The sequence below is a fragment of the Micromonospora sp. NPDC007230 genome (assembly GCF_042869115.1).
Taxonomy (GTDB): domain Bacteria; phylum Actinomycetota; class Actinomycetes; order Mycobacteriales; family Micromonosporaceae; genus Micromonospora.
Map to the genome: position 1 here is coordinate 311,906 of NZ_JBIAFE010000003.1, position 20,691 is coordinate 332,596.

General features: G+C 73.8%; 17 protein-coding genes. 9 read left to right on the top strand and 8 right to left on the bottom strand.

Features of this window, described 5'->3' with window-relative positions; translation table 11 throughout:
* Positions 1-45: 45 nt before the first annotated feature.
* Positions 46-1,254: a glycogen synthase gene (gene glgA, locus ACFYML_RS06675; protein ID WP_387419638.1), complete on the top strand. Its 1,209-nt coding sequence runs from the start codon at positions 46-48 to the stop codon at positions 1,252-1,254.
* Between the two features lie 8 nt (positions 1,255-1,262).
* On the opposite strand, the gene ACFYML_RS06680 is transcribed toward glgA, so the two are convergent.
* Positions 1,263-1,718 (bottom strand): type II toxin-antitoxin system VapC family toxin, encoded by a 456-nt coding sequence (locus ACFYML_RS06680; protein ID WP_387419639.1) that lies wholly within the window; start codon positions 1,716-1,718, stop codon positions 1,263-1,265.
* Positions 1,708-1,947, bottom strand: coding sequence for an AbrB/MazE/SpoVT family DNA-binding domain-containing protein (locus ACFYML_RS06685; protein WP_073839703.1), 240 nt, complete (start codon positions 1,945-1,947; stop codon positions 1,708-1,710). Before ACFYML_RS06685 ends, ACFYML_RS06680 begins: the two co-directional genes overlap by 11 nt.
* A gap of 117 nt (positions 1,948-2,064) precedes the next feature.
* On the opposite strand from ACFYML_RS06685, the gene ACFYML_RS06690 reads away from it, so the two are divergent.
* Positions 2,065-4,161 carry a maltotransferase domain-containing protein gene (locus ACFYML_RS06690; protein ID WP_387419640.1) on the top strand — a complete coding sequence of 699 codons (2,097 nt, stop codon included), beginning with the start codon at positions 2,065-2,067 and terminating at the stop codon, positions 4,159-4,161.
* Positions 4,149-6,251 (top strand): 1,4-alpha-glucan branching protein GlgB, encoded by a 2,103-nt coding sequence (gene glgB / locus ACFYML_RS06695; RefSeq protein WP_387419641.1) that lies wholly within the window; start codon positions 4,149-4,151, stop codon positions 6,249-6,251. Before ACFYML_RS06690 ends, glgB begins: the two co-directional genes overlap by 13 nt.
* 115 nt (positions 6,252-6,366) lie before the next feature.
* Here glgB and ACFYML_RS06700 read toward each other — a convergent pair whose 3' ends face one another.
* The gene (locus ACFYML_RS06700) at positions 6,367-7,407 is read right to left on the bottom strand and encodes an App1 family protein (RefSeq protein ID WP_387419642.1); all 1,041 of its coding nucleotides are present in this window, start codon (positions 7,405-7,407) and stop codon (positions 6,367-6,369) included.
* Between the two features lie 129 nt (positions 7,408-7,536).
* On the opposite strand from ACFYML_RS06700, the gene ACFYML_RS06705 reads away from it, so the two are divergent.
* The 4 genes from ACFYML_RS06705 (at position 7,537) to ACFYML_RS06720 (ending at position 11,817) form a co-directional block, all read left to right on the top strand.
* The gene (locus tag ACFYML_RS06705) at positions 7,537-9,147 is read left to right on the top strand and encodes a hypothetical protein (RefSeq protein WP_387419643.1); all 1,611 of its coding nucleotides are present in this window, start codon (positions 7,537-7,539) and stop codon (positions 9,145-9,147) included.
* A 22-nt stretch (positions 9,148-9,169) separates the two neighbouring features.
* Positions 9,170-9,967, top strand: coding sequence for a peroxide stress protein YaaA (gene yaaA / locus ACFYML_RS06710; protein WP_387419644.1), 798 nt, complete (start codon positions 9,170-9,172; stop codon positions 9,965-9,967).
* Positions 9,968-10,062: 95 nt separating this feature from the next.
* Positions 10,063-10,728, top strand: a complete 666-nt coding sequence (locus tag ACFYML_RS06715) for a hypothetical protein (protein ID WP_387277491.1) — start codon at positions 10,063-10,065, stop codon at positions 10,726-10,728.
* A gap of 126 nt (positions 10,729-10,854) precedes the next feature.
* Positions 10,855-11,817 carry a TAXI family TRAP transporter solute-binding subunit gene (locus ACFYML_RS06720; protein WP_387419645.1) on the top strand — a complete coding sequence of 321 codons (963 nt, stop codon included), beginning with the start codon at positions 10,855-10,857 and terminating at the stop codon, positions 11,815-11,817.
* A gap of 28 nt (positions 11,818-11,845) precedes the next feature.
* Here the strand turns inward: ACFYML_RS06720 and ACFYML_RS06725 are convergent, their stop codons facing one another.
* Complete coding sequence (locus tag ACFYML_RS06725) at positions 11,846-13,294, bottom strand: sensor histidine kinase (RefSeq protein WP_387419646.1); 1,449 nt, start codon at positions 13,292-13,294, stop codon at positions 11,846-11,848.
* Between the two features lie 10 nt (positions 13,295-13,304).
* The gene (locus ACFYML_RS06730) at positions 13,305-13,997 is read right to left on the bottom strand and encodes a response regulator transcription factor (protein ID WP_357441366.1); all 693 of its coding nucleotides are present in this window, start codon (positions 13,995-13,997) and stop codon (positions 13,305-13,307) included.
* Between the two features lie 90 nt (positions 13,998-14,087).
* Between ACFYML_RS06730 and ACFYML_RS06735 the strand changes: the two genes are divergently transcribed.
* The gene (locus ACFYML_RS06735) at positions 14,088-15,311 is read left to right on the top strand and encodes a hypothetical protein (protein ID WP_387419647.1); all 1,224 of its coding nucleotides are present in this window, start codon (positions 14,088-14,090) and stop codon (positions 15,309-15,311) included.
* A 229-nt stretch (positions 15,312-15,540) separates the two neighbouring features.
* Positions 15,541-16,092, top strand: a complete 552-nt coding sequence (locus tag ACFYML_RS06740) for an acyltransferase (RefSeq protein WP_387419648.1) — start codon at positions 15,541-15,543, stop codon at positions 16,090-16,092.
* Between the two features lie 67 nt (positions 16,093-16,159).
* On the opposite strand, the gene ACFYML_RS06745 is transcribed toward ACFYML_RS06740, so the two are convergent.
* The 3 genes from ACFYML_RS06745 to ACFYML_RS06755 are packed head-to-tail and all read right to left on the bottom strand — an operon-like array spanning position 16,160 to position 20,564.
* Positions 16,160-17,443: a nucleotide sugar dehydrogenase gene (locus ACFYML_RS06745; RefSeq protein WP_387419649.1), complete on the bottom strand. Its 1,284-nt coding sequence runs from the start codon at positions 17,441-17,443 to the stop codon at positions 16,160-16,162.
* A 2-nt stretch (positions 17,444-17,445) separates the two neighbouring features.
* On the bottom strand, positions 17,446-19,005 hold the full coding sequence (locus ACFYML_RS06750) for a glycosyltransferase family 2 protein (RefSeq protein ID WP_387419650.1): 1,560 nt from the start codon (positions 19,003-19,005) through the stop codon (positions 17,446-17,448).
* Complete coding sequence (locus ACFYML_RS06755; RefSeq protein ID WP_387419651.1) at positions 19,002-20,564, bottom strand: glycosyltransferase family 4 protein; 1,563 nt, start codon at positions 20,562-20,564, stop codon at positions 19,002-19,004. Before ACFYML_RS06755 ends, ACFYML_RS06750 begins: the two co-directional genes overlap by 4 nt.
* Positions 20,565-20,691 lie beyond the last annotated feature (127 nt).

Here is a 20,691-nt window from a genome sequence, read left to right on the forward strand (position 1 = left end):
TTCCGCGCCGGGTGCGCGGCGGGCTTCTGCACTAGGGTGCCGGTCATGACGGATTCCGCTCGGCTGCGCGTTGATCTGCTCACCCGGGAGTACCCGCCGGAGGTGTACGGCGGGGCCGGGGTGCACGTCGAGTACCTGGCGCGCGAGCTGCGCCGCCTCGCCGACGTGCGGGTGCACTGCTTCGGTGCGCCGCGCGACGAGCCGGGCGTCACCGCGTACCCCGAGCCGGCGGAACTGGCCGGCGCGAACCCGGCGCTGCGGACCATGGGTGTCGACCTGGAGATGGCGGCCGGCTGCGCCGGCACCGACGTGGTGCACAGCCACACCTGGTACGCCAACCTGGCCGGCCATACCGCGAAGCTGCTGTACGGGGTGCCGCACGTGGTCACCGCGCACAGCCTGGAGCCGCTGCGCCCGTGGAAGGCCGAACAGCTCGGCGGCGGGTACGCCCTCTCCTCGTGGTGCGAGCGCACGGCGGTGGAGGCCGCCGACGCGGTGATCGCGGTCAGCGAGGGGATGCGGCGGGATGTGCTGACGGCCTACCCGGCGGTGAACCCGGACCGGGTGCGGGTGGTCTACAACGGCATCGACACCGGGCAGTACACCCCGGACCACGGCACCGACGTGGTGGACCGGCTCGGCATCGACCCGTCCCGCCCCAGCGTGGTCTACGTCGGGCGGATCACCCGGCAGAAGGGCCTGCCCTACCTGCTGCGGGCGGCCCGGGAGCTGCCCGCCGACACCCAGCTCGTGCTGCTCGCCGGCGCCCCCGACACCCCGGACATCGCGGCCGAGGTGGAGGAACTGGTCGCCGAGCTGCAGGCCACCCGCGCCGGGGTGGTCTGGGTGGCCGCGATGCTGCCCAAGCACGAGGTGATCCAGGTGCTCACCCACGCCACGATCTTCGCCTGCCCGTCCGTGTACGAGCCGATGGGCATCGTCAACCTGGAGGCGATGGCCTGCGAGACGGCCGTGGTGGCGACCGCCACCGGCGGCATCCCCGAGGTGGTCGTCGACGGCGAGACCGGGCTGCTGGTGCCGATCGACCAGGCCTCCGACGGCAGCGGCCGGCCGCTGGATCCGGAACGGTTCGTGGCCGACCTGGCGGCCCGGCTCAACGAGCTGCTGGCCGAACCGGCGCGCACCGCCGAATTCGGCCGGGCCGGGCGGCGCCGGGCGGTGGAGCACTTCTCCTGGGACACGATCGCGCGGCGGACGCTGGAGGTGTACCGGTCGGTGGGCGCCGCCGGCTGACACGCCGGTCAGGTGCCGGGCGAGATCAACGCCAGCTTCGGGAAGTACGTACGGTACCGGCCACCGTCCCGGGTCAACAGGCGGTACCCGCATACCGCCGCATGGGCTCCGATGTAGAAGTCGGCGATCGGTGAACGCTCGGTTCCGCCCTGCGCGCGGTACCGCGCGTACGCCTTGCCGGCCAGGAAGCCCGCCGGATACGGCAGTTCCTCGCGCAGGAAGTCCGCGGCCGGCAGCGCTTCGTCAAGTTCATCGATGGTGGCGAAGCGCACCGACACCTCGGCGTACACGATCGGATCAATGACCAGAGCACCGGCGTCCCGGGCGGCAGCCAGGGCGTCGCCCGACCACTGCGCCCAGCGCGGGTCCTCGGTGAAGATGTCCAGCAGGACGTTGGTGTCGACCAGAGTGGTGGCCGAGTCACCCGCTCGGGCGGCGACGGCCCGGACCCGCTCACTCGCCACGGAGCAGTTCCATCAACTCGTCCGTGGACATCCCCTCGGCTGCTCGGGCCCCACCGCGCCCGCGCATGTGGCGGACCAGGCGTTGCCCCCGGGTTTCGGCGCCGCTCACCCGCACGATCCGCAACGCGCCGCCCTCCTCGACGACGTCGACCTCGTCGCCCTCGTGCAGGCCGTACCGGGCGCGCAGGGCGGCGGGGATGGTCACCTGCCCTTTGCTGTTCAGCTTCATCGCGGCCCCTCCTGACACGTATTACCAATGATACGTGTCAGGGGCTACCCATGGGCCCGACGGGTAAAGCACGTCTCGACCCGAGCGCGAAGCGATCTCGCGCAGTAGGTTGAACCGGTGACTGGACGGTTCCCGATCGAAGACGTCTCCCCCGTCGTCTCCTGCGGTCGCTACCCGGCCAAGGCCGTGGTGGACGAACTCGTACCGGTGTCGGCCCGCGCCTATCGCGAGGGACACGACGCGCTCGGCTGCAACGTGGTCTGGCTCGGCCCGGACGGCGCGGCCCGCCCGTTCACCCGGCTGCGGCCCGGCGAGCCCGGCCAGGACCGCTGGCACGCCACCATCCGCCCGGACGCGGTCGGCACCTGGCGATTCGCCGTCGAGGCGTTCCACGATCCGTACCTGACCTGGCAGAACGCGGTCACCAAGAAGCTCGCCGCCGGCCAGGGCCCGGCGGAGCTGGCCAACGACCTGGCCGAGGGCGCCCGGGTGCTGGAGGCGGCGCTGGAGCTGGTGCCGGCGGCCGACCGGGCGCGGGTCCGGGCGGCGGCGGCCGCGCTGCGCGCCGGCGACCTGGAGCTGCGCCGGCGGGTCGGCCCGGCGCTCGACCTGGCCACGCTGCTCTGGGACCATCCGGTCCGGGAGCTGGTCACCACCGGCGAGGAATACCAGCTCTGGGTGGACCGGCCCCGGGCGCTCTACTCCGCCTGGTACGAGTTCTTCCCCCGCTCCGAGGGCGCGATCCCGGCCACCGCCGACGCGCCGGCCCAGTCAGGCACCTTCGGCACCGCCGTCGACCGGCTCCCCGGGGTCGCGGCGATGGGCTTCGACGTGCTCTACCTGCCGCCGATCCATCCGATCGGCCGGGTCAACCGCAAGGGCCGCAACAACTCCCTCACCGCCGGGCCGGACGACGTCGGCTCGCCGTGGGCGATCGGCGCCGCCGAGGGCGGCCACGACGCCATCCACCCCGACCTGGGTACGCCGGAGGACTTCCGCGCCTTCCTCGCCGCCGCCGCCGAGCAGGGCCTGGAGGTGGCGATGGACCTGGCGTTGCAGTGCGCCCCGGACCACCCGTGGGTGACCGAGCACCCGGAGTGGTTCACCACCCGGGCCGACGGCAGCATCGCGTACGCGGAGAACCCGCCGAAGAAGTACCAGGACATCTACCCGCTGAACTTCGACAACGACCCGGCGGGCATCCGGGCGGAGATCCTGCGGGTGGTGCTGCACTGGGTCGGCGAGGGGATCCGGATCTTCCGGGTCGACAACCCGCACACCAAGCCGTTCGACTTCTGGCACTGGCTGATCTGGGAGGTCAAGCAGGTCGACCCGGACGTGCTCTTCCTCGCCGAGGCGTTCACCCGTCCGGCGATCATGCACGGCCTCGGCAAGATCGGCTTCACCCAGTCGTACACGTACTTCACCTGGCGCACCAGCGCGGCCGAGATGCGGGCGTACTGCGAGGAGCTGGTCGCGGCGGCCGACTACATGCGACCGAACTTCTGGCCCAACACGCCGGACATCCTGCACGATTCCCTCCAGCACGGCGGCCCGCCGATGTTCAAGATCCGGGCGGTGCTGGCCGCGCTGCTCTCCCCCTCCTGGGGCATGTACGCCGGCTTCGAGCTCTTCGAACACGTCGCCCGCCCCGGCGCCGAGGAATACCTGGACAACGAGAAGTACGAGCTGCGCCCCCGGGACTGGGCCGACGCCGAGGCGCACGGCCGCTCGCTCGCCCCGTTCATCACCACCCTCAACCGGGTACGCCGCGACAACCCCGCCCTGCACCGGCTGCGCAACCTGCGCTTCCACGACATCGACAACCCGGCGCTGCTCTGCTGGTCCAAGCACGACCCGGACACCGGCAACACCGTGCTGGTGATCTGCTCGTTCGACTCCCGCACCGTGCAGTGGGGCAACACCACCCTGGACATGCCGGCGCTCGGCCTCGACTGGCACGACCGGTTCACCGTCCACGACGAGCTGACCGGGGTCAGCTACGACTGGGGGCAGCGCAACGCCGTCCGGCTCGACCCGTACCTGCAACCCGCGCACGTCTTCAGCGTGCGGCGCGCCGCCGCACCGGCCGCACCGGACCCGGCGAACCCGGTGGCGCCCGACCTGACCGTCGAGGACGTGCCCGCCGACCTGTCCGGCGGCACCGCCCCGACCGCACCGGCCGTGGAGGACGAGGAACGATGGAGCAGCTGATCTCCGGCCAGGCGTACGACCCGCACGCCGTGCTCGGCGCGCATCCGGCAGCCGGGCGCACCACCATCCGGACCCTGCGGCGCGGCGCGACCGATGTGGCCGTGCTCGCCGGCGACGAACGGCACCCGATGAAGCGGGTGCACGACGTCGGCGTCTTCGAGGCCGTGCTGCCCGGCGAGGTGCTCGACTACCGGGTCGAGGTCGACGGCATGGTGCACGACGACCCGTACCGCCACCCGCCCACGCTGGGTGAGCTGGACCTGCACCTCATCGGCGAGGGGCGGCACGAGCGGCTCTGGGAGGTGCTCGGCGCCCGGGTGTTGGACGAGGGCGTGGCCTTCACCGTCTGGGCCCCGAACGCCCGCGGGGTGCGGGTGGTCGGCGACTTCACCGGCTGGGCACCCGACGACGGCTGGCCGATGCGTTCCCTCGGCGCCAGCGGGGTGTGGGAGATCTTCGTGCCGGGCGTGCCGGTCGGCGCCCGCTACAAGTACCGGATCCTCGGCGCCGACGGGCACTGGCGGGACAAGGCCGACCCGCTGGCCGCGCGCACCGAGGTGCCACCGGCCACCGCCTCGGTGGTGCACCACTCCACGTACGAGTGGGGCGACGCGGCCTGGCTGGCGCGCCGGGCGAAGCGGCGACCGCACCAGGAGCCGATGAGCGTGTACGAGGTGCACCTCGGCTCCTGGCGGCCCGGCCTCGGCTACCGCGACCTCGCCGAGCAGCTCACCGAGTATGTGACCACCATGGGTTTCACCCACGTGGAGTTCCTGCCGGTGATGGAGCACCCGTTCGGCGGCTCCTGGGGCTACCAGGTCACCGGCTACTACGCCCCCACCGCCCGATTCGGCGACCCGGACGACTTCCGCCACCTGGTGGACCGGCTGCACCAGGCCGGCATCGGCGTGCTCCTCGACTGGGTGCCGGCCCACTTCCCGCGCGACGAGTGGGCCCTGGCCCGCTTCGACGGCACCCCGCTCTACGAGCACCCCGACCCGCGCCGCGGCGAGCACCCCGACTGGGGCACGTACGTCTTCGACTTCGGCCGCCGGGAGGTGCGCAACTTCCTGGTGGCGAACGCGCTCTACTGGTGCGAGCAGTTCCACGCCGACGGGCTGCGGGTCGACGCGGTCGCCTCGATGCTCTACCTGGACTACTCCCGCCAGGAGGGCCAGTGGGTGCCCAACGTGCACGGCGGCCGGGAGAACCTGGAGGCGATCGCGTTCCTCCAGGAGGCCAACGCCACCGTCTACAAGCACCACCCTGGGGTGGTGATGGTCGCCGAGGAGTCCACCGCCTGGCCGGGTGTCACCCGCCCGACGGCTGAGGGCGGGCTGGGCTTCGGCTTCAAGTGGAACATGGGCTGGATGCACGACACCCTGCTCTACACCTCGAAGGACCCGATCTACCGGCAGCACCACCACCATCAGCTCACCTTCTCCCTCGCGTACGCGTGGAGCGAGAACTACGTGCTGCCGATCAGCCACGACGAGGTGGTGCACGGAAAGGGTTCGCTGGCCGGCAAGATGCCCGGCGACACCTGGCAGCAGCTGGCCAACGTCCGGGCACTGCTGGCGTACATGTGGGCGCACCCTGGCAAGCAGTTGCTCTTCATGGGCTGCGAGCTGGCCGACGACCGGGAGTGGAGCGAGGAGCGCGGCCTCGACTGGTACCTGCTGCACGACCCGGCGCGGGCCGGCGTGCAGCGCCTGGTCGGCGATCTGAACCGCGTCTACCGGGCCACCCCGGCGCTGTGGGCGCAGGACACCGACCCGGCCGGCTTCCGCTGGATCGCCGGGGATGACGTCGCCAACAACACCGTCTCGTTCGTGCGGATCGCCCCGGACGGCGCCACCCTGGTCTGCGTGGCGAACTTCTCCGCCCGGCCGTTGGAGGGCTACCGGATCGGCCTGCCGGCCAGTGGCACCTGGACCGAGGTGATCAACACGGACGCCCACCACTACGGCGGCTCGGGCGTGGGCAACCTGGGCGCGGTGCACGCGGAGAGCGTCCCCTGGCACGGGCTGGCGGCGTCCGCGACGCTGCGGGTGCCGCCGCTGGGCGCCCTCTGGCTCCGCCGCGACTGATCCCGGTCTAGCGGGTTAACACCGTCAGGTCGGCGATCTGGCGGTGTCCGGCCCCCTTCGACACCGCCACATCCCCGAACTGGCGTCGAACTGCGAGCGCCACGGCGGGCGCCGGTCACACCAGGCCCGCCTCCCGCAGCAGCTTCCAGAGGCCGGCGCCGTCCGGCGCGGCGAGCCACTTCTGCCCGACCGGGCCGGCGGACGGGCGGCCGGGCGGGGCGGGCAGGCTACCGGCCAGCACCGATTGAGTGGGCGACAGCCGGCGGATCGCCACCCCGGCCACGTTGTCCGGGTGCGCGGCGGCGAACTCGCGGTAGATCTCCTGGTCGTGCTGCCCGTCGTCGCCGATCAGCAGCCACCGGACGTCCGGGAACTCCCGGGCCAGCCGGGCCAGGGTGGCCCGCTTGTGCTCCTTGCCGCTGCGGAACCACCGGTCGGCCGTCGGCCCCCAGTCGGTGAGCAGGAGCGGCCCCGCCGGGTAGAGGTGCCGGGAGAGAAACCGGGTGAGCGTCGGCGCGACGTTCCAGGCGCCCGTGGACAGGTAGAAGACGGGGGCGCCGGGGTGGGCGGTGACCAGCCGCTCGTAGAGCACCGCCATGCCGGGCACGGCGGCCCGGGCGTGCTCGTCGAGGACGAAGGTGTTCCAGGCGGCGAGCAGCGGCCGGGGCAGCGCGGTGACCATGACCGTGTCGTCGATGTCGGAGAGGATGCCGAACCGGACGTTCGGGTCGAGCACGCGGACCAGGGCCTCGACCGGCTCGGCGTCGGGGACGCTGAGGCGTACGCTGCCCCAGCCGGGGGTGAAGTCGGCCTCGATGACGGTGTCGACGAAGCCGCTGCGGTCCGCCGTCGTCTCGTGGCGTACGTCGCCGGCCTCGATGGTCACCGTGGCGTGCTTGGCGGGGAGGGTGGCGAAGCTGCGCCAGCCGCGGACCTTCTCCGGTCGGGCCCGCTGGCGGACGTCCGGCCGGCCGAGCAGCACCCGGCAGAGCACCCGCGCCCAGCCCGGGGCGCCGTACCCGGCGTACGCGATGATGTTGACCTTCCAACCCGTGCGCCGCAGCCGGCGCTCGACCAGGCCGTGGACGGCGTCCTCGATCCGTGCGGCCCGGTGCAGCCGCGGTACGGCGAGCTCTCCGGCAGGTGTGGCGGGCACGCTGTCACCCTGCCACACGCGGGCGACAGCGGCCACGCGAGTGCGGCCGGCCCCGACTCCGCCGATCCGCCCCGCCGCCGGGCGGCACCGTGAAAAACTGCGGTCGGGACGACGACGGGGGCGTTGGTCGTGTCGACAGCTGTGCAGCACCGCGGGTGGTGGCACCCCACACTCGATCGACCGGCGCTCGTCGCCCTGCTGCTCGGGGCGGCCGGGGTCGGCTACCGGCTGGTCCTGACCCTGCTGACCCTGCCCGGCTCGAACAGCGACGAGGCGACGTTCGGCCTCGCCGCCCTGCACATCGCCGCCGGCCGCGAGCGGCCGGTCTTCCTGTACGGCCAGCACTACATGGGCGTGCTGGAGTCCTACCTGGCGGCCCCGTTGGTCGGCTGGGCCGGGCCGAGCTGGCCGGTGCTGCGGCTGCCATTGCTGGTGCTCTACGCGGTCTTCCTCTGGCTGGTGTACCGGCTGACCCGTCGCCTCTACTCCCCCTGGCTGGCCACCTTCGTGGTGGGGCTGCTGGCGCTCGGTTCGGAGCGGGTGGTCCGGGACCAGCTCACCGTGGTGGGTGGGCGGCCGGAGGTCAAGCCGGCGGTGCTGGCGATGCTGCTGATCGCGGTGGCTCTCGGCGAACGCCGGGTGCGGCACCGCTGGCTGGCCACCGGCGTGTTCGGCCTGCTCGCCGGGCTGGCGCTCTGGTCGGACTGGCTGATCGTGCCCTACCTGGCGGTGGCCGGGATCGTGCTGCTCTGGGCGGCGCCCCGGGACCTGATCGGCTGGCCCGGTGTGCTGCTGATCGCCGGCTTCGTGGTCGGGGTCGCCCCGATGATCAAGGACAATCTCGATGCCCCGCCCGGGCAGGACTCGCTGTCGGTGTTCCGGCAGATCAGCACGAAGGCGGGCGCGGCGCCGTCCTGGTCGGACCGGGTGCACGGCGGCCTGCTGGAGGGGGTGCCGCTGGCCGGCGGGCTCTGCCGGGCGGCCGGCTGCGCCCGGTGGCAGGAGTGGTTCGGGCTGCTCTACCCGGTGCTGCTGGTGGCCGCCGCCGTGCTGGGGCTGCTCGCCCTCCGGCGGGCCGCCGGCGCCGCCGGACGGGTCCGGGCGGTCGCGCACCTCGCCCTCGTCGTCGGGGCCGTGCTGACCCTGCTCGGGTACGTGCGCAGCCCGCTCGCCGCGACCGATCCGCTGGGCAACGCCCGCTACCTGTCGGTGCTGCAGATCTCGCTGCCGGCGGTGCTGTGGCCGCTCTGGCTGGCCGCTGCGCGAGCCTGGCGGGGCACGGCGGGAGTGGCGGCCCGGGTCGGCGGGGCGGTGGCCGGCCTGGTGCTGGCCGCGGTGGCCGCGGCGACGGTGGCGGCCACCGTGGCGTTCGTCGCGGACGCCCCCTCGGTGCGGGCCGAGGAGCGGCAGACCCGCGAGCTGGCCGACGCGGTCCGTGGGGCCGGGCTGCACGAGGTGTACGGGGACTACTGGACCTGCAACCGGCTGATCTTCAACACCGGCGAGGCGGTGGTCTGCGGGGTGCTCGACGGCAACCTGACCCCGGGGCAGAACCGCTACCCGCCGTACTGGCGGCAGGTGGGGCGGGCGGCCCGGCCCGGGTACGTGCTCAAGGCTGGGTCGTCGGCGGAGCGCACGCTGCGCTGGTGGCTCGGCGACGGGGCCGACGCCGCCGTGGTCGCCGAGGTCGGCGGCTATCGCGTGTACCACCCGGAGAGCGCCGTACGGCCCTGGCGCTGAGGTTGGGTCGTACGCTGAGCCGATGCTCATCCTGCTGCCCCCGTCCGAGGGGAAGGCCGAGGCCGGCACCGGTCGCCGGCTGGACCTGTCCCGGCTCTCGCTGCCGGAGCTGACCCCGGCCCGGGAGGAGGTGCTGGCCGCGCTCGTCGCGCTCTGCGCCGGGCCCGACGAGGCGGCGGCCCGGGCCGCGCTGGGCCTCAGCGAAGGGCAGGGCGGCGAACTGCGCCGCAACGCCCGGCTGCGCGTGGCGGCGACCGCGCCGGCCGACCGGATCTACACCGGGGTGCTCTACGAGGCGCTCGACCTGGCCTCGCTGCCACCCGCCGCGGCCCGGCTGGCCCGCCGCTCGGTGCTGGTCAGCTCCGGCCTGTGGGGCGCGGTACGCCTCACCGACCGGATCCCGCCGTACCGCTGCCCGGTGGGGGCGAAGCTGCCGGGGATCGGCGCGCTGTCGGCGTACTGGCGGCGGGCGCTGGTCCCGGCGATGGCGGCGGCGGCCGGCCGGGGGCCGGTGCTGGACCTGCGTTCCGGCGCGTACGCGGCCACCTGGGCGCCGCGCGGGGAGGTCGCGGAGCGCACGGTGACGGTGCGGGTGCTGCACGAGCGCGACGTCGACGGCGTGCCGACCCGGTCAGTGGTGAGCCACTTCAACAAGGCCACCAAGGGCCGGCTGGTCCGCGACCTGCTCACGGCCGGCGTCCGGCCGCGCACCACCGCCGCCCTGGTGGGAGCGCTGCGGGACCTGAAGTACACGGTCGAGGAGCAGCCCGCGCCCGCCGGCCGGCCACGCCAGGTTGACGTCGTCGTGACGGAGTTGTAGCCGCAATTTTTCCTCAAGGCTCGGGCGCAGCGGTTTCGTCGTGCCGGCCAGGGGGCCACGGTAAGGGAACCCCACGCCGACAAGGAGTTCCTGCCATGGCCTCCGACTCCACGCTGCTCGACCGGCCACACCGGTCGCTGCCGCTCCCACCGCTGGACTGGCTGACCCTGGCCGACGCGTTCGAGGTCGCCTGCCTGATGCGCTGCACCCCACCCCCGGCCACCGACGGCCGCCGGGTCGACACCGGCACGTACCGGGGCGGGGTCGCCGAGTTCAACCACGAGGCCGCGGCGCACCGGATGCGGCAGCTGCTCGGCCGCCTGGACGTACCGGTGGAGCACGAGCTGACCACCGGCGGCCTGCGCCGCCGCTACGAGCTGCACCGGCTGTCCGTGCCCCGGGAGCACTGGTCGGCGTACGCGATCCTGCTGGAGACCGGCTGGCGGCAGGGCCGCCGGGAGCTGCTCGGGGGGCCCGTCCCCGGCGCCTCCCCGGCCCGGCGGGTGTGGCGGCCCCGGTTGGCCGCGGCGGCCTGGCGCGCGGCGCTGCTGGCCGGCGGGCGGCACGTCCGCCGGCATTGTCTCGGCGTCCGGCTGACCGACCGGGACCTGGCCGCGGTCCTGGTCCGCAGCGCGGCGCTGCTGGACGTCCCGGCGGTGCTCCGGCCCGGCGGCGGCTGCTTCCTGGTGAGCGTGCCCAACGGGCCGCACCGCGCGCGGATCGTGGACAGCGCCACCCTCGCCCCGGCGCAGGCCTGCTGAGCCGTCCGCCCGGCCCGGCCGCCGCGCGGCGCCGCCGGGCCGAACCGTCCGCACCGCGCCGGGCGGGACCACCGGCGCCGCGTCCGGGCTTGCGCGGCGGCGGGTGCACAGCGCAGAGTGCAGCGCGTGAGCCGACGCTGGTCTGTGCGCGGCCGGCGGCCGACCTCGGCGCCGGCGGCCCTGGTGCTGCTGTTGGTGTCGACCCTCGGCGGGCTCGCCGGCTGCCGGGACGCGCCGACCCCGGCCGTGCGGATCCGGATCGCCACGGGCAGCCCGACCGCCGTCTACCACGCCTTCGGCCAGTCGCTGGCCGCCATCCTCAACCGGGAGCTGCCCGGGGTGCAGGCCAGCGTGGTGGTCACCGCGGCGTCCGCGCAGAACGTCCGGCTGGTCGGCGCTGGGGAGGCGGAGCTGGGCTTCACCCAGGCCGACGTGCTGCCACCCCGGTCCCCGGACCACCCCGCCGTACTCGCCGTCGCCCGGGTCTACGACGACCTGCTGCACCTGGTCACCACCGCCGGCGGCCCGGTACGCACGCTCGCCGACCTGCGCGGGCGGCGGGTGTCGGTGGGCGCCTACGGCTCCGGCACCGAGGTCACCGCCATTCGCCTGCTGGAGGTGGCGCAGCTCGGCGGCGACCAGGTCTGGCAGGAGCACCTGGGCCTGGACGACTCGCTGGCGGCGCTACGGGCCGGCCGGATCGACGCGTTCTTCTTCTCCGGCGGCCTGCCGGTACGCGGCGTCGCGGACCTTGCCGGAAGCACCGCGATCCGGCTGGTCGACCTGGGTGAGTGGACCGAGCCGCTGCGCCGCCGGTACGGGCAGGTGTACGTGACCCGGGACGTTCCCCGCTCGGTGTACGGCGTGGACCCGATCAGCACGGTGGCCAACCCGAACTACCTCATCGTCCGCGCCGACCTACCGGAGGCGTTGGTGCGGGAGCTGACCCGGCTGCTGATGGATCGCCGGGAGGAGCTGGCCGCGGCCCATCCGGCGGCCGGGCGGATGAGTCCCCGGTCCGCGATCGTCACCACCCCGCTCCCGTTGCATCCGGGGGCGGCGGGCTGGTACAGGTCGACCAAACCCTGACCCCGACCCTGGGAGCCGCAGCGCGGGCTCAGCCGGCGGCGGAGCCGACCCGCTCGGCCGGGTCGGTGCCGTCCGCGCCGTCGCCGCTCGCCGGGCCCGTGAGGGGGTCCTCCGGGCTCGGGAACCACAGCTCGGCGACCAGCCCCCGGGGCCGGCCCTGGCGCATCGTCAACCGGCCGTCGGAGGCGTCGACCAGCACCGCCACGATGGTCAGCCCGAGCCCGGCCCCGTCCACGTTCTGCACGTCGGGCGCCCGCCAGAACCGCTCGGTGGCCTGGTCGAGCTGGCTGGCCGTCATGCCCGGGCCGGTGTCCCGCACCTGCAGCGCGATTCCGCCGTCGGCGGGGCGTACCGCCACGGTCACCTCTGCCCCGGTACCGCTGAACTTGACCGCGTTGTCGATCAGCGCGTCGAGCGCCTGGTCGATCGCGGTCGGCACGGTCCGGGCGTACGCGGGCGCCGCGGCCGCGTCCAGCCGGAGGGTGACCGACCGGTGCCGGGCCAGCGGCAGCCAGGCCGCCACCCGGGAGGCCGCGACCTCGGCGGCGTCCACGGTGACCCGCTGGTTCTCCGCCCGTTCGGCCCGGGCCAGGGTGAGCAGGGCGTCGAGCAGGGTGGCCAGCCGGTCGGTCTCCTCCAGCGCCAGCCGGTGCTCGGCGCGGCCGTCGTCGTCGGTCAGGCTCGGTCCCAGCTCCTCCACCCGCAGCCGCAGCGCGGTCAGCGGGTTGCGCAGCTGGTGGCTGGCGTGCGCCACGAACGCCCGCTGCCGGTCCATCACGTCGGAGACCGCGTCGGCCATGTTGTTGAAACTCGCCGCCAGCCGGCGCAGCTCGGGCGGACCGAGCCGGGGGCGTACCCGGGCGGTGCGGTCGCCCTCGGCGATCTCGTGGGTCACCGCGTCCAGCTCGGTGACCGGACGCAGCACCCAGCCGGCCAGCCCGAACGCGGTGGAGATGCAGGCCAGCACCACGAGCAGGCCGATCGCGGTGAGCAGCACCCACCAGGAGGCCACGGTACGTCGGACCTTGCCGGCCGGGGTCGCGGTGACCACCGCGCCGAGCACCTCGCCGCCGTCGGTGACCGGGACCGCCACCACGACCGGTTCGTCCACCCAGGGCCACACCGAGTCGGGCCCGCTGAACTGCTGGCCCGCCAGCGCGGTGTCCAGGGCGACCACGGTGCCCGGGCCGGGCTCCCAGCTCACCGAGGCGGTCACGGTACCGCCCTCCCGGTCGACCAGCGCGGCCGCGATGCCGTACAGGTCGTCGTAGGCGGCCAGCTCGCTGTCGAGCGGGCCGGGCCCGCCGCCGCGCAGCGCCGGGCCGCCCAGCGAGGCGAACCGGGTGGCGTCGGCGAGCCGGTCGGCGCGGACCCGGTCGGTCTCCCGGGTGGCCAGGGTGACCGCCAGCGGCGTCTCCAGGGCCATCAGCACCAGCACCATCAGCAGCAGATAGCTGATCACCAGCCGGCGGCGCACCCCGGCCCCCTCACTCGCCGCGGAGCCGGTAGCCGACCCCGCGTACGGTCTCCACCAGCTTCGGGTCGCCGAGCTTGCCCCGCAGCGAGCCGACGTGCACCTCGACCGTGTGCCGGTCCGCCCAGGTGGTGCCCCAGACGTCGAGCAGGATCCGGTCCCGCGGCACGGCCACGCCGGGCTGCCGGGCCAGGGAGAGCAGGATGTCGAACTCCTTGCGGGTGAGCGCCACCGCTCGGCCGGCCACGCTGACCGTCCGGCCGCCCACGTCGATGCGGACCGCGCCCGCCTCGATCAGGTTGCGCTCCGGCACGGTGTGCGCCGCCCGCCGCAGCACCGCCTCGATGCGCGCCTGGAGCTCCACCATCGAGAACGGCTTGACCACGTAGTCGTCGGCGCCCAGCCGGAGGCCGAGCACCCGGTCGCGTTCCTCGCCCCGGGCGGTCACCGCGATGATGCCGAGCTGGCTGCTGCGCCGGCGCAGTTCCCGGCACAGGTCGGTGCCGTCGCCGTCGGGCAGGGTCAGGTCGAGCAGCACCAGATCGCAGGGGGCGGCGGAGAGGGCGGCTTCCACGGTGGCGGCGTGCTCCACCTCGTAGCCCCGCCGGATCAGCGCGGAGGACAGGGCGCCGGCCACCCGACGATCGTCCTCGACCAGGAGGATCCGCACCCGTGCCTCCGTTCCCTCTACCTGCTGCCCACGCATCGTGGCAGACGTGCGCGCGCGACGGGAGTCCCGGGCAGGGCCTGGCCCTCGGCAGAATTACCGTAAATAGGCGGTTTTCACACCCCGTCTGTGGCTCGACTCGTTGCACAGATCGTGGCCGCCGTCTCCGTGGACATCCCCGCCGGCCCCGAGGCCCTCGCCCGCGCGGAGAGCCGCCCCGGGAGGCCTCCGCGACCGCTGCGGCGCTGGCACCCGGCGGCGACGGCGGTCGGCCTGTACGCCCTGCTGCGACTCAGCGGACTGCTCATCCTCGCGGTCGCCGCCCACCGGTCCGGCGCGGACTTCTGGTCGCTGCTGCACAGCCGGTTCGACGGCATCTGGTACGTGGGTATCGCCGACGACGGATACGACACCGGGATGGTCGGCAACCACCCGGAGTCCCAGAGCACGCTGCCGAACCTGCCGTTCTTCCCGCTCTACCCGGGGCTGATCGCGGCGGTCGCCGCCGTCTCCACGTTCTCCACCCAGGTCGCCGCGCTGATCGTCACCTGGACGGCCGGCCTGGCCGCCGCCTGGGGCGGCTACGCCGTCGGCGCGCACCTCCACTCCCGCCGGGTCGGCCTGGTCCTGGTGGCCCTCTGGGCGGTCCTGCCGCACGCCATCGTGCAGAACATGGCCTACACGGAGACGGTGTTCACCGCGCTCGTCGCGTGGACGCTGTACGCGCTGCTCCGCCGGCAGTGGCTGGCCGCCGGCCTGCTCTGCCTGATCGCCGGACTGGCCCGCCCGACCGCCTCGGCCCTGATCGCCGCGGTGGGGCTGGCCGCTCTGGTGGCGATCATCCGCCGTCAGGACGGCTGGCGGCCGTGGGCCGCAGGGATACTCGCCCCGCTCGGCTACCTCGGTTACCTGGCCTGGATCGGGCAACGGTTGGGTCGGGCCGACGCCTACTTCGTGATGCAGGAGAAGTACTGGCGGATCGGCTTCGACGGCGGCGTCTCGACGGTCACGATGCTGAACAGGGTCCTGGTCGAACCGGCCGCGCTGCCCATGTACGTCTCCACCCTGCTGCTGGGCATCGCGCTGGTGCTGATCGCGCTGCTCGTGCTGCACCGCTACCCGCTGCCGCTGGTGGTCTACGCGGTCGCGTGCGTCCTGATGAGCATCGGCACGGAGAACTACTACTGGGCGAAGGGCCGCTACCTGATGCCCGCCTTCGTGCTGCTCCTGCCGATCGCGGTGGGGCTGGCGAAGGCGCGGCGGAGCAACATGCTGGCGGTGTTCGGGTTTCTCCTGCTCGCCTCCGCCTGGTACGGCACCTACCTGAGCCTGCAGTGGAAGTACTCCCCGTGACCGTGGCCGCCCCGTCGTGCCCAGGACGCGACCGACCGGGCGCCGACGTGCTGGCGGCGCCGCCCGGCTGAGGGCTCGATATGCTACGCCGAGCCCGACCACCGGCCGGCCGAGGGGCTGCCGGGGATCGGCTGGTCCCGGCCCGCGCGGTCGCCTCGGTTCCCCGGCGCGGTCCGACGCGCGGCTCCGATGGCGCGACGGCGCGCCCTGCGACGATGCGAGTTGAAGGATGACTGACACCAACGACCGTTCCCCGTCCGTGTTCGTCCACCCGACGGCCGAGGTGGAGGACGGCGCCCAGGTCGGCGACGGCACCAAGGTCTGGCACCTGGCCCACATCCGGTCGAGCGCCCAGGTCGGTGCCGGTTGTGTGATCGGGCGCAACGTGTACGTCGACGCGAACGTCACCGTCGGCGACCGCGCCAAGATCCAGAACAACGTCTCGGTCTACCAGGGCGTCACCATCGAGGACGAGGTCTTCGTGGGCCCGTCCGCGGTGTTCACCAACGACTTCCGCCCGCGCGCCCAGAACCCGGACTGGACGATCACCCCGACCCTGGTCCGGCGGGGCGCCTCGATCGGCGCCAACGCCACCCTGGTCTGCGGCATCGAGGTCGGCGAGTACGCCATGATCGCCGCCGGTTCGGTGGTCACCAAAAATGTCGAGCCGTACCAGCTGGTGGCCGGCAACCCGGCGCGGCCGAAGGGCTGGGTCGACGAGAAGGGCGAGGTCGTCTCCCGAGACGTCGACAACCCGCCCGCGGGCCTGACCCGGGGCTGAGCCATCCGCGACGGAAACGGGCCCCCGACCGGTGATCCGGTCAGGGGCCCGTCGACGGGGCAGCGGGTCAGCCGCCGATGACCACCCGGCGGACGCCCTCCCAGCGGGCCGGATCGGTCACCCGGCGGCCGTCCACCAGCACGGTCACGCCCGGCAGGTCGGCCGGGGTGAGGGTACGGTACTCGGCGTGGTCGGCCTGGATGACGGCGGCGGCCACCGGCTCGCCGTCGTACCCGGGCAGGCCGTGCGCGGCCAGCTCCTCGTTCGTGTACATCGGGTCCGAGACGTACGGGACAGCACCCCGCTGGCGCAGCGCCTCGACGGTCGGGAAGACCCCCGAGAAGGCGGTCTCCTTCACGCCACCCCGGTACGCGGCACCGAGCACCAGCACGCCCACGCCGGTCAGGTCGCCGTACGCGGCGGCCAGCAGGTCGACGGCGTACTGCGGCATGGCGGCGTTGGCCTCGCGGGCCGAGCGGACCACCGTGGCGGCCGGGTCGTTCCACAGGTACATCCGCGGGTAGATCGGGATGCAGTGCCCGCCGACCGCGATGCCCGGCTGGTGGATGTGGCTGTACGGCTGGGTGTTGCAGGCCTCGATGACCTTGGTGACGTCGACGCCCACGGTGTCGGCGAACCGGGCGAACTGGTTCGCCAGGCCGATGTTCACGTCACGGTAGGTGGTCTCGGCGAGCTTGGCCAGCTCGGACGCCTCGGCCGAGCCCAGGTCCCAGACGCCGTTCGGGCGGTTGAGGTCGGCGCGCTCGTCGAAGTCCAGCACCGCCTCGTAGAAGCGCACGCCGTGCGCGGCGGACGCCTCGTCGATGCCGCCGACCAGCTTCGGGTAGCGGCGCAGGTCGGCGAAGACCCGGCCGGTGAGCACCCGCTCCGGGCTGAACACCAGGTGGAAGTCCTGGCCGGCGGTGAGGCCGGAGCCCTCCTCCAGCATCGGCGCCCAGCGGCTGCGGGTGGTGCCGACCGGCAGGGTGGTCTCGTAGCTGACCAGGGTCCCCGGCTTGAGGCCGCGGGCGATGGCCCGGGTGGCGTCGTCCATCCAGCCGAAGTCCGGCACGCCCTCGGCGTCCACGAAGAGGGGGACGACCACGACGACGGCCTCGGACTCGGCGACCGCGGCGGCCGTGTCGGTGGTCGCGGTGAGCAGCCCGGCGGACACCGCCTCCTTGAGCTTGGTGTCCAGGTCGGTCTCACCGGGGAACGGCACCGCACCGTCGTTGACCAGCTGCACGACCCGCTCGGAGACGTCCGCTCCGATCACCCGGTGGCCCTTGGACGCGAACTGCACGGCGAGCGGCAGCCCGATCTTGCCTAGAGCGACGACGCAGATGTTCATGGCTACTTCTTTCCTCCTAGTGGAAGCCTGTGCCGCAGGCGGGCGAGCAGCCGGCGCGGCGTCAGCGGTGCTACGGCGATCACCAGCTCACCCTTGTGGTTCGTCGTGGCGGTAAGGACGTGCAGGTGGCCTCCCCGCCGCTGCACCGTGCGCTGTGGCACGGGCCGCGCCGGTCCGCGCAGGGCCGTCTCACCAACGGTACCGAACGCCTCGGCCTCGGCCCGGACCACCCGGAGCTCGCCACCGGGGGCGACGCCGGCGAGCAGCCCGGCCAGCGGAAGCTGCGCCCGCACCAGGGTCCCGTTGCCGTCCGCCTCGAGCGTGGCGTCGGCGCTGACGGTCTCGCCGGCACGGAGCCGGATCGCGCCGGCCAGCCGTGGCAGGTCCCCGCGCGGGCTGCGGGCCGTCACCGCCAGCGTCCGGTTGCCCAGGAACGACACGGAGACGGTGTCCAGCCGGGCGATCCAGTCGGCGACCCGGTCGGTGACCTCGAACCAGCGGTCGGCCATGCCGAGTCGCGGGTCGCGGAAGCCGGGGTAGCCGGCGTACCAGTGGTCCCCGTCGACCACGGCCGGCGGGATGCCCTCCTCGGCGTCCTGCCGGATGACGGCGAGCAGGTCGTCCAACTCCCCGTACCGGGCGGTGCCCAGGCGCACCCGCGCCTGGATCGGCAACTGGTCGCGGATCTCGTCGGTCAGGTACCGCTCGACGAGGGTGCGTACGCCGTCCCGGACCTGCTCCTGCACGCCCCGGTCCAGCGCCAGGAAGTCGTTCTCCAGCAGCTTGGCGACTTCCCAGGTGAAGTGCCGCAGCAGGATCGCGTCGCGGCGCTTGCCCGCCTCGACCAGGCCGGCGACGAACTCCACCAGCGACTCGGCGCAGCGCAGCCGCTCCAGGTGGCGGCTGCGGTAGGTGATGTTGCGGGCGTTGAGCCGGCGCACCGCGTAGTAGTAGTCGTAGTCGGCCAGCACGGAGATCCGGCGGGCCCGGACGCAGGCCTCGATGGTGAACGGCTGGTCGCTGCCGACCGGCATGTCCTCCGGGTACCGCAGCCCGTACCGCTCGATCAGATCCCGCCGGAACAGCTTCGTGTTCGACAGGGACCAGGGCAGCGCCGAGTCGAACAGGTCCAGGTCGGGCTCGGTCCGGGCGAAGACCGCCTGGTGGATGTAGCGGCTGTTGACCCCGACGGTCCGGCCCAGCACGACGTCGGAGTCGTAGCGGTCCGCCGCCGCGACGAGCCGCTCCAGCGCCTCCGGGCCGAGGTAGTCGTCGGAGCCGATGAAGAAGACGTACCGGCCGGTGGCGTGCTCCAGGCCGCGGTTGCTGGGCGCGGCGGGCCCGCCGGAGTTGGGCTGGTGGATCACCTTCACCGTGCCCGGGTAGAGCTGGGCGAACCGGTCCAGCTCCCGCCCGCTGCTGTCGGTGGAACCGTCGTCGACCGCCACGACCTCCAGCCGCTCCCGCCCGATCGTCTGCTCGACCAGTGAGGTGAGGCAGCGGGTGAGATAGGGCATGGTGTTGTAGACGGCCGTGACGACCGTCACGTCGGGTGGTGTCACCGGGCGGCCCCTACGGGCGGCTGAGCGGCCGGATCCACTGGCGTGCCGGCCGCCGCCGGACGGGGCGGCCCCGGCAGCAGCCGGGAGTAAACCGCGTCGAGCACCTCGGCCTGCGCCTCCCAGGTCCAGCTGGCCAGCAGGCCGGGGCGGTCGTAGGCGGCCCGGTAGCGGGCCGGGTCGGCGAGGACGGCGCGCACCGCCCGCACGTAGTCGGCCACGTCCTCGGCGCGGAACACCTCACCCTGGCCGGTGGACCGCACGGTCCCGGCCATCGTCTTCACGTCGCTGACCACCAGCGGCAGCCGGGCATGCGAGTACTCGAAGAACTTGGTGATCAACGCGATCTCGTGGTTGGGCCAGTGGTGGATCGGGATGACGCCGGCGTCGGCGCCGGCCAGGAACGGCACTACCTGCCAGTGTGCCACGTAGGGCAGGGCGTGCACCCGGTCGGCGACGCCGAGCTTCGCGGCGCGGGCCAGCATCCCGGAGACGTACGGCCCGGCCGGCTTGTTGACCACCAGCGCCACGTGCACCCCGGGCAGCTGGGGCAGCGCGTCGATCATGATGTCGAGCCCGCGCTGCCGGATGGCGGCCCCGCTGTAGACCAGCAGTGGCACGTCGCGCCCGATCCCGCAGAGCGCGCGCAGGTCGGGCGCCGGGGCGTCCAGGACGAGCTCCTCGTGGTGGGCTGCGGGCGCGTTCAACACCACGTCCGGCGTCTCGGCCAGCCCGTGCTCCCGCTGCAGCAGCTCGGCCAGGCCGTCCGAGACGGTCATCACGGCGTCGGCGTACGGGGCGTACTCCCGCTCGTGCGCGCGGTGCGCGGGCAGCCAGCGGGCGTTGTCCCGCCACGGCTTGAGCCCGGGCAGGAACTCGTGGGCGTCCCACACCACCTTGACGTCGCGGCCCGCGACGGCGGCGCGGATCTTGGCCCGCGCGGCCACCCCGAGCATCCGGAAGTCGTTGGCGTGGATCAGGTCCGGTCGCAGCTCGTCGACCACCGGCCCGTAGGCCAGCTCGTAGTCCCACAGGCCCGGCTCCAGCCGCCGCCAGGCGCCGTCCCCCTTCGCCAGCTGCCAGAACAGGGTGTACGCCCGGTCCCAGGGGTTGCGGAACTTCCGGCGGGTGCGCGCCCGGGTGAGCTGCCAGTAGCGGAACGAGACCCACTTGCGGATCACCTGGGCGGCGAGCCGCTCCGCGGCCAGCGCGCGGCGGCGCAGCGCGAGGCGGGGGGTTCCGGGGTCGGCCAGCTTGAGCTGCCCGGCACGTACGGCGAGATCGGCCTGCCAGGCCTTGACCGCCTGGGCGCGGTGCGGGGCGATGCCGCTGGGCGGGTAGGCCAGCGGCCAGCGCAGCCAGGCCCGGCGGAACTCGTGCCGGCGCCGGGCGAGGGGGTCGGGCATGGCCAGCAGGCGCACCTCGGCGTCGCCCAGCCGCCAGGTCTGCGGCGCGCTGCCCGGCGAGCGGCCGACCAGCACGACGTCCCAGCCGGCATCGGCCGCCGAACGCGCCGCCTTCTGCACCCGGGAGTCACCGTTCACGCCGTTGTCGACCAGCATGACAACCCGCCCACGGGAACCCTGGGCAGCGGACGCACCCTCGAGCTGCATCTCTCGCCTTTCCGAATTGCCGGTCTCGTGCCCGGAAGACCGGGCGAGTTTAGCGCCCGGCCTGCCCGGCCCCGCG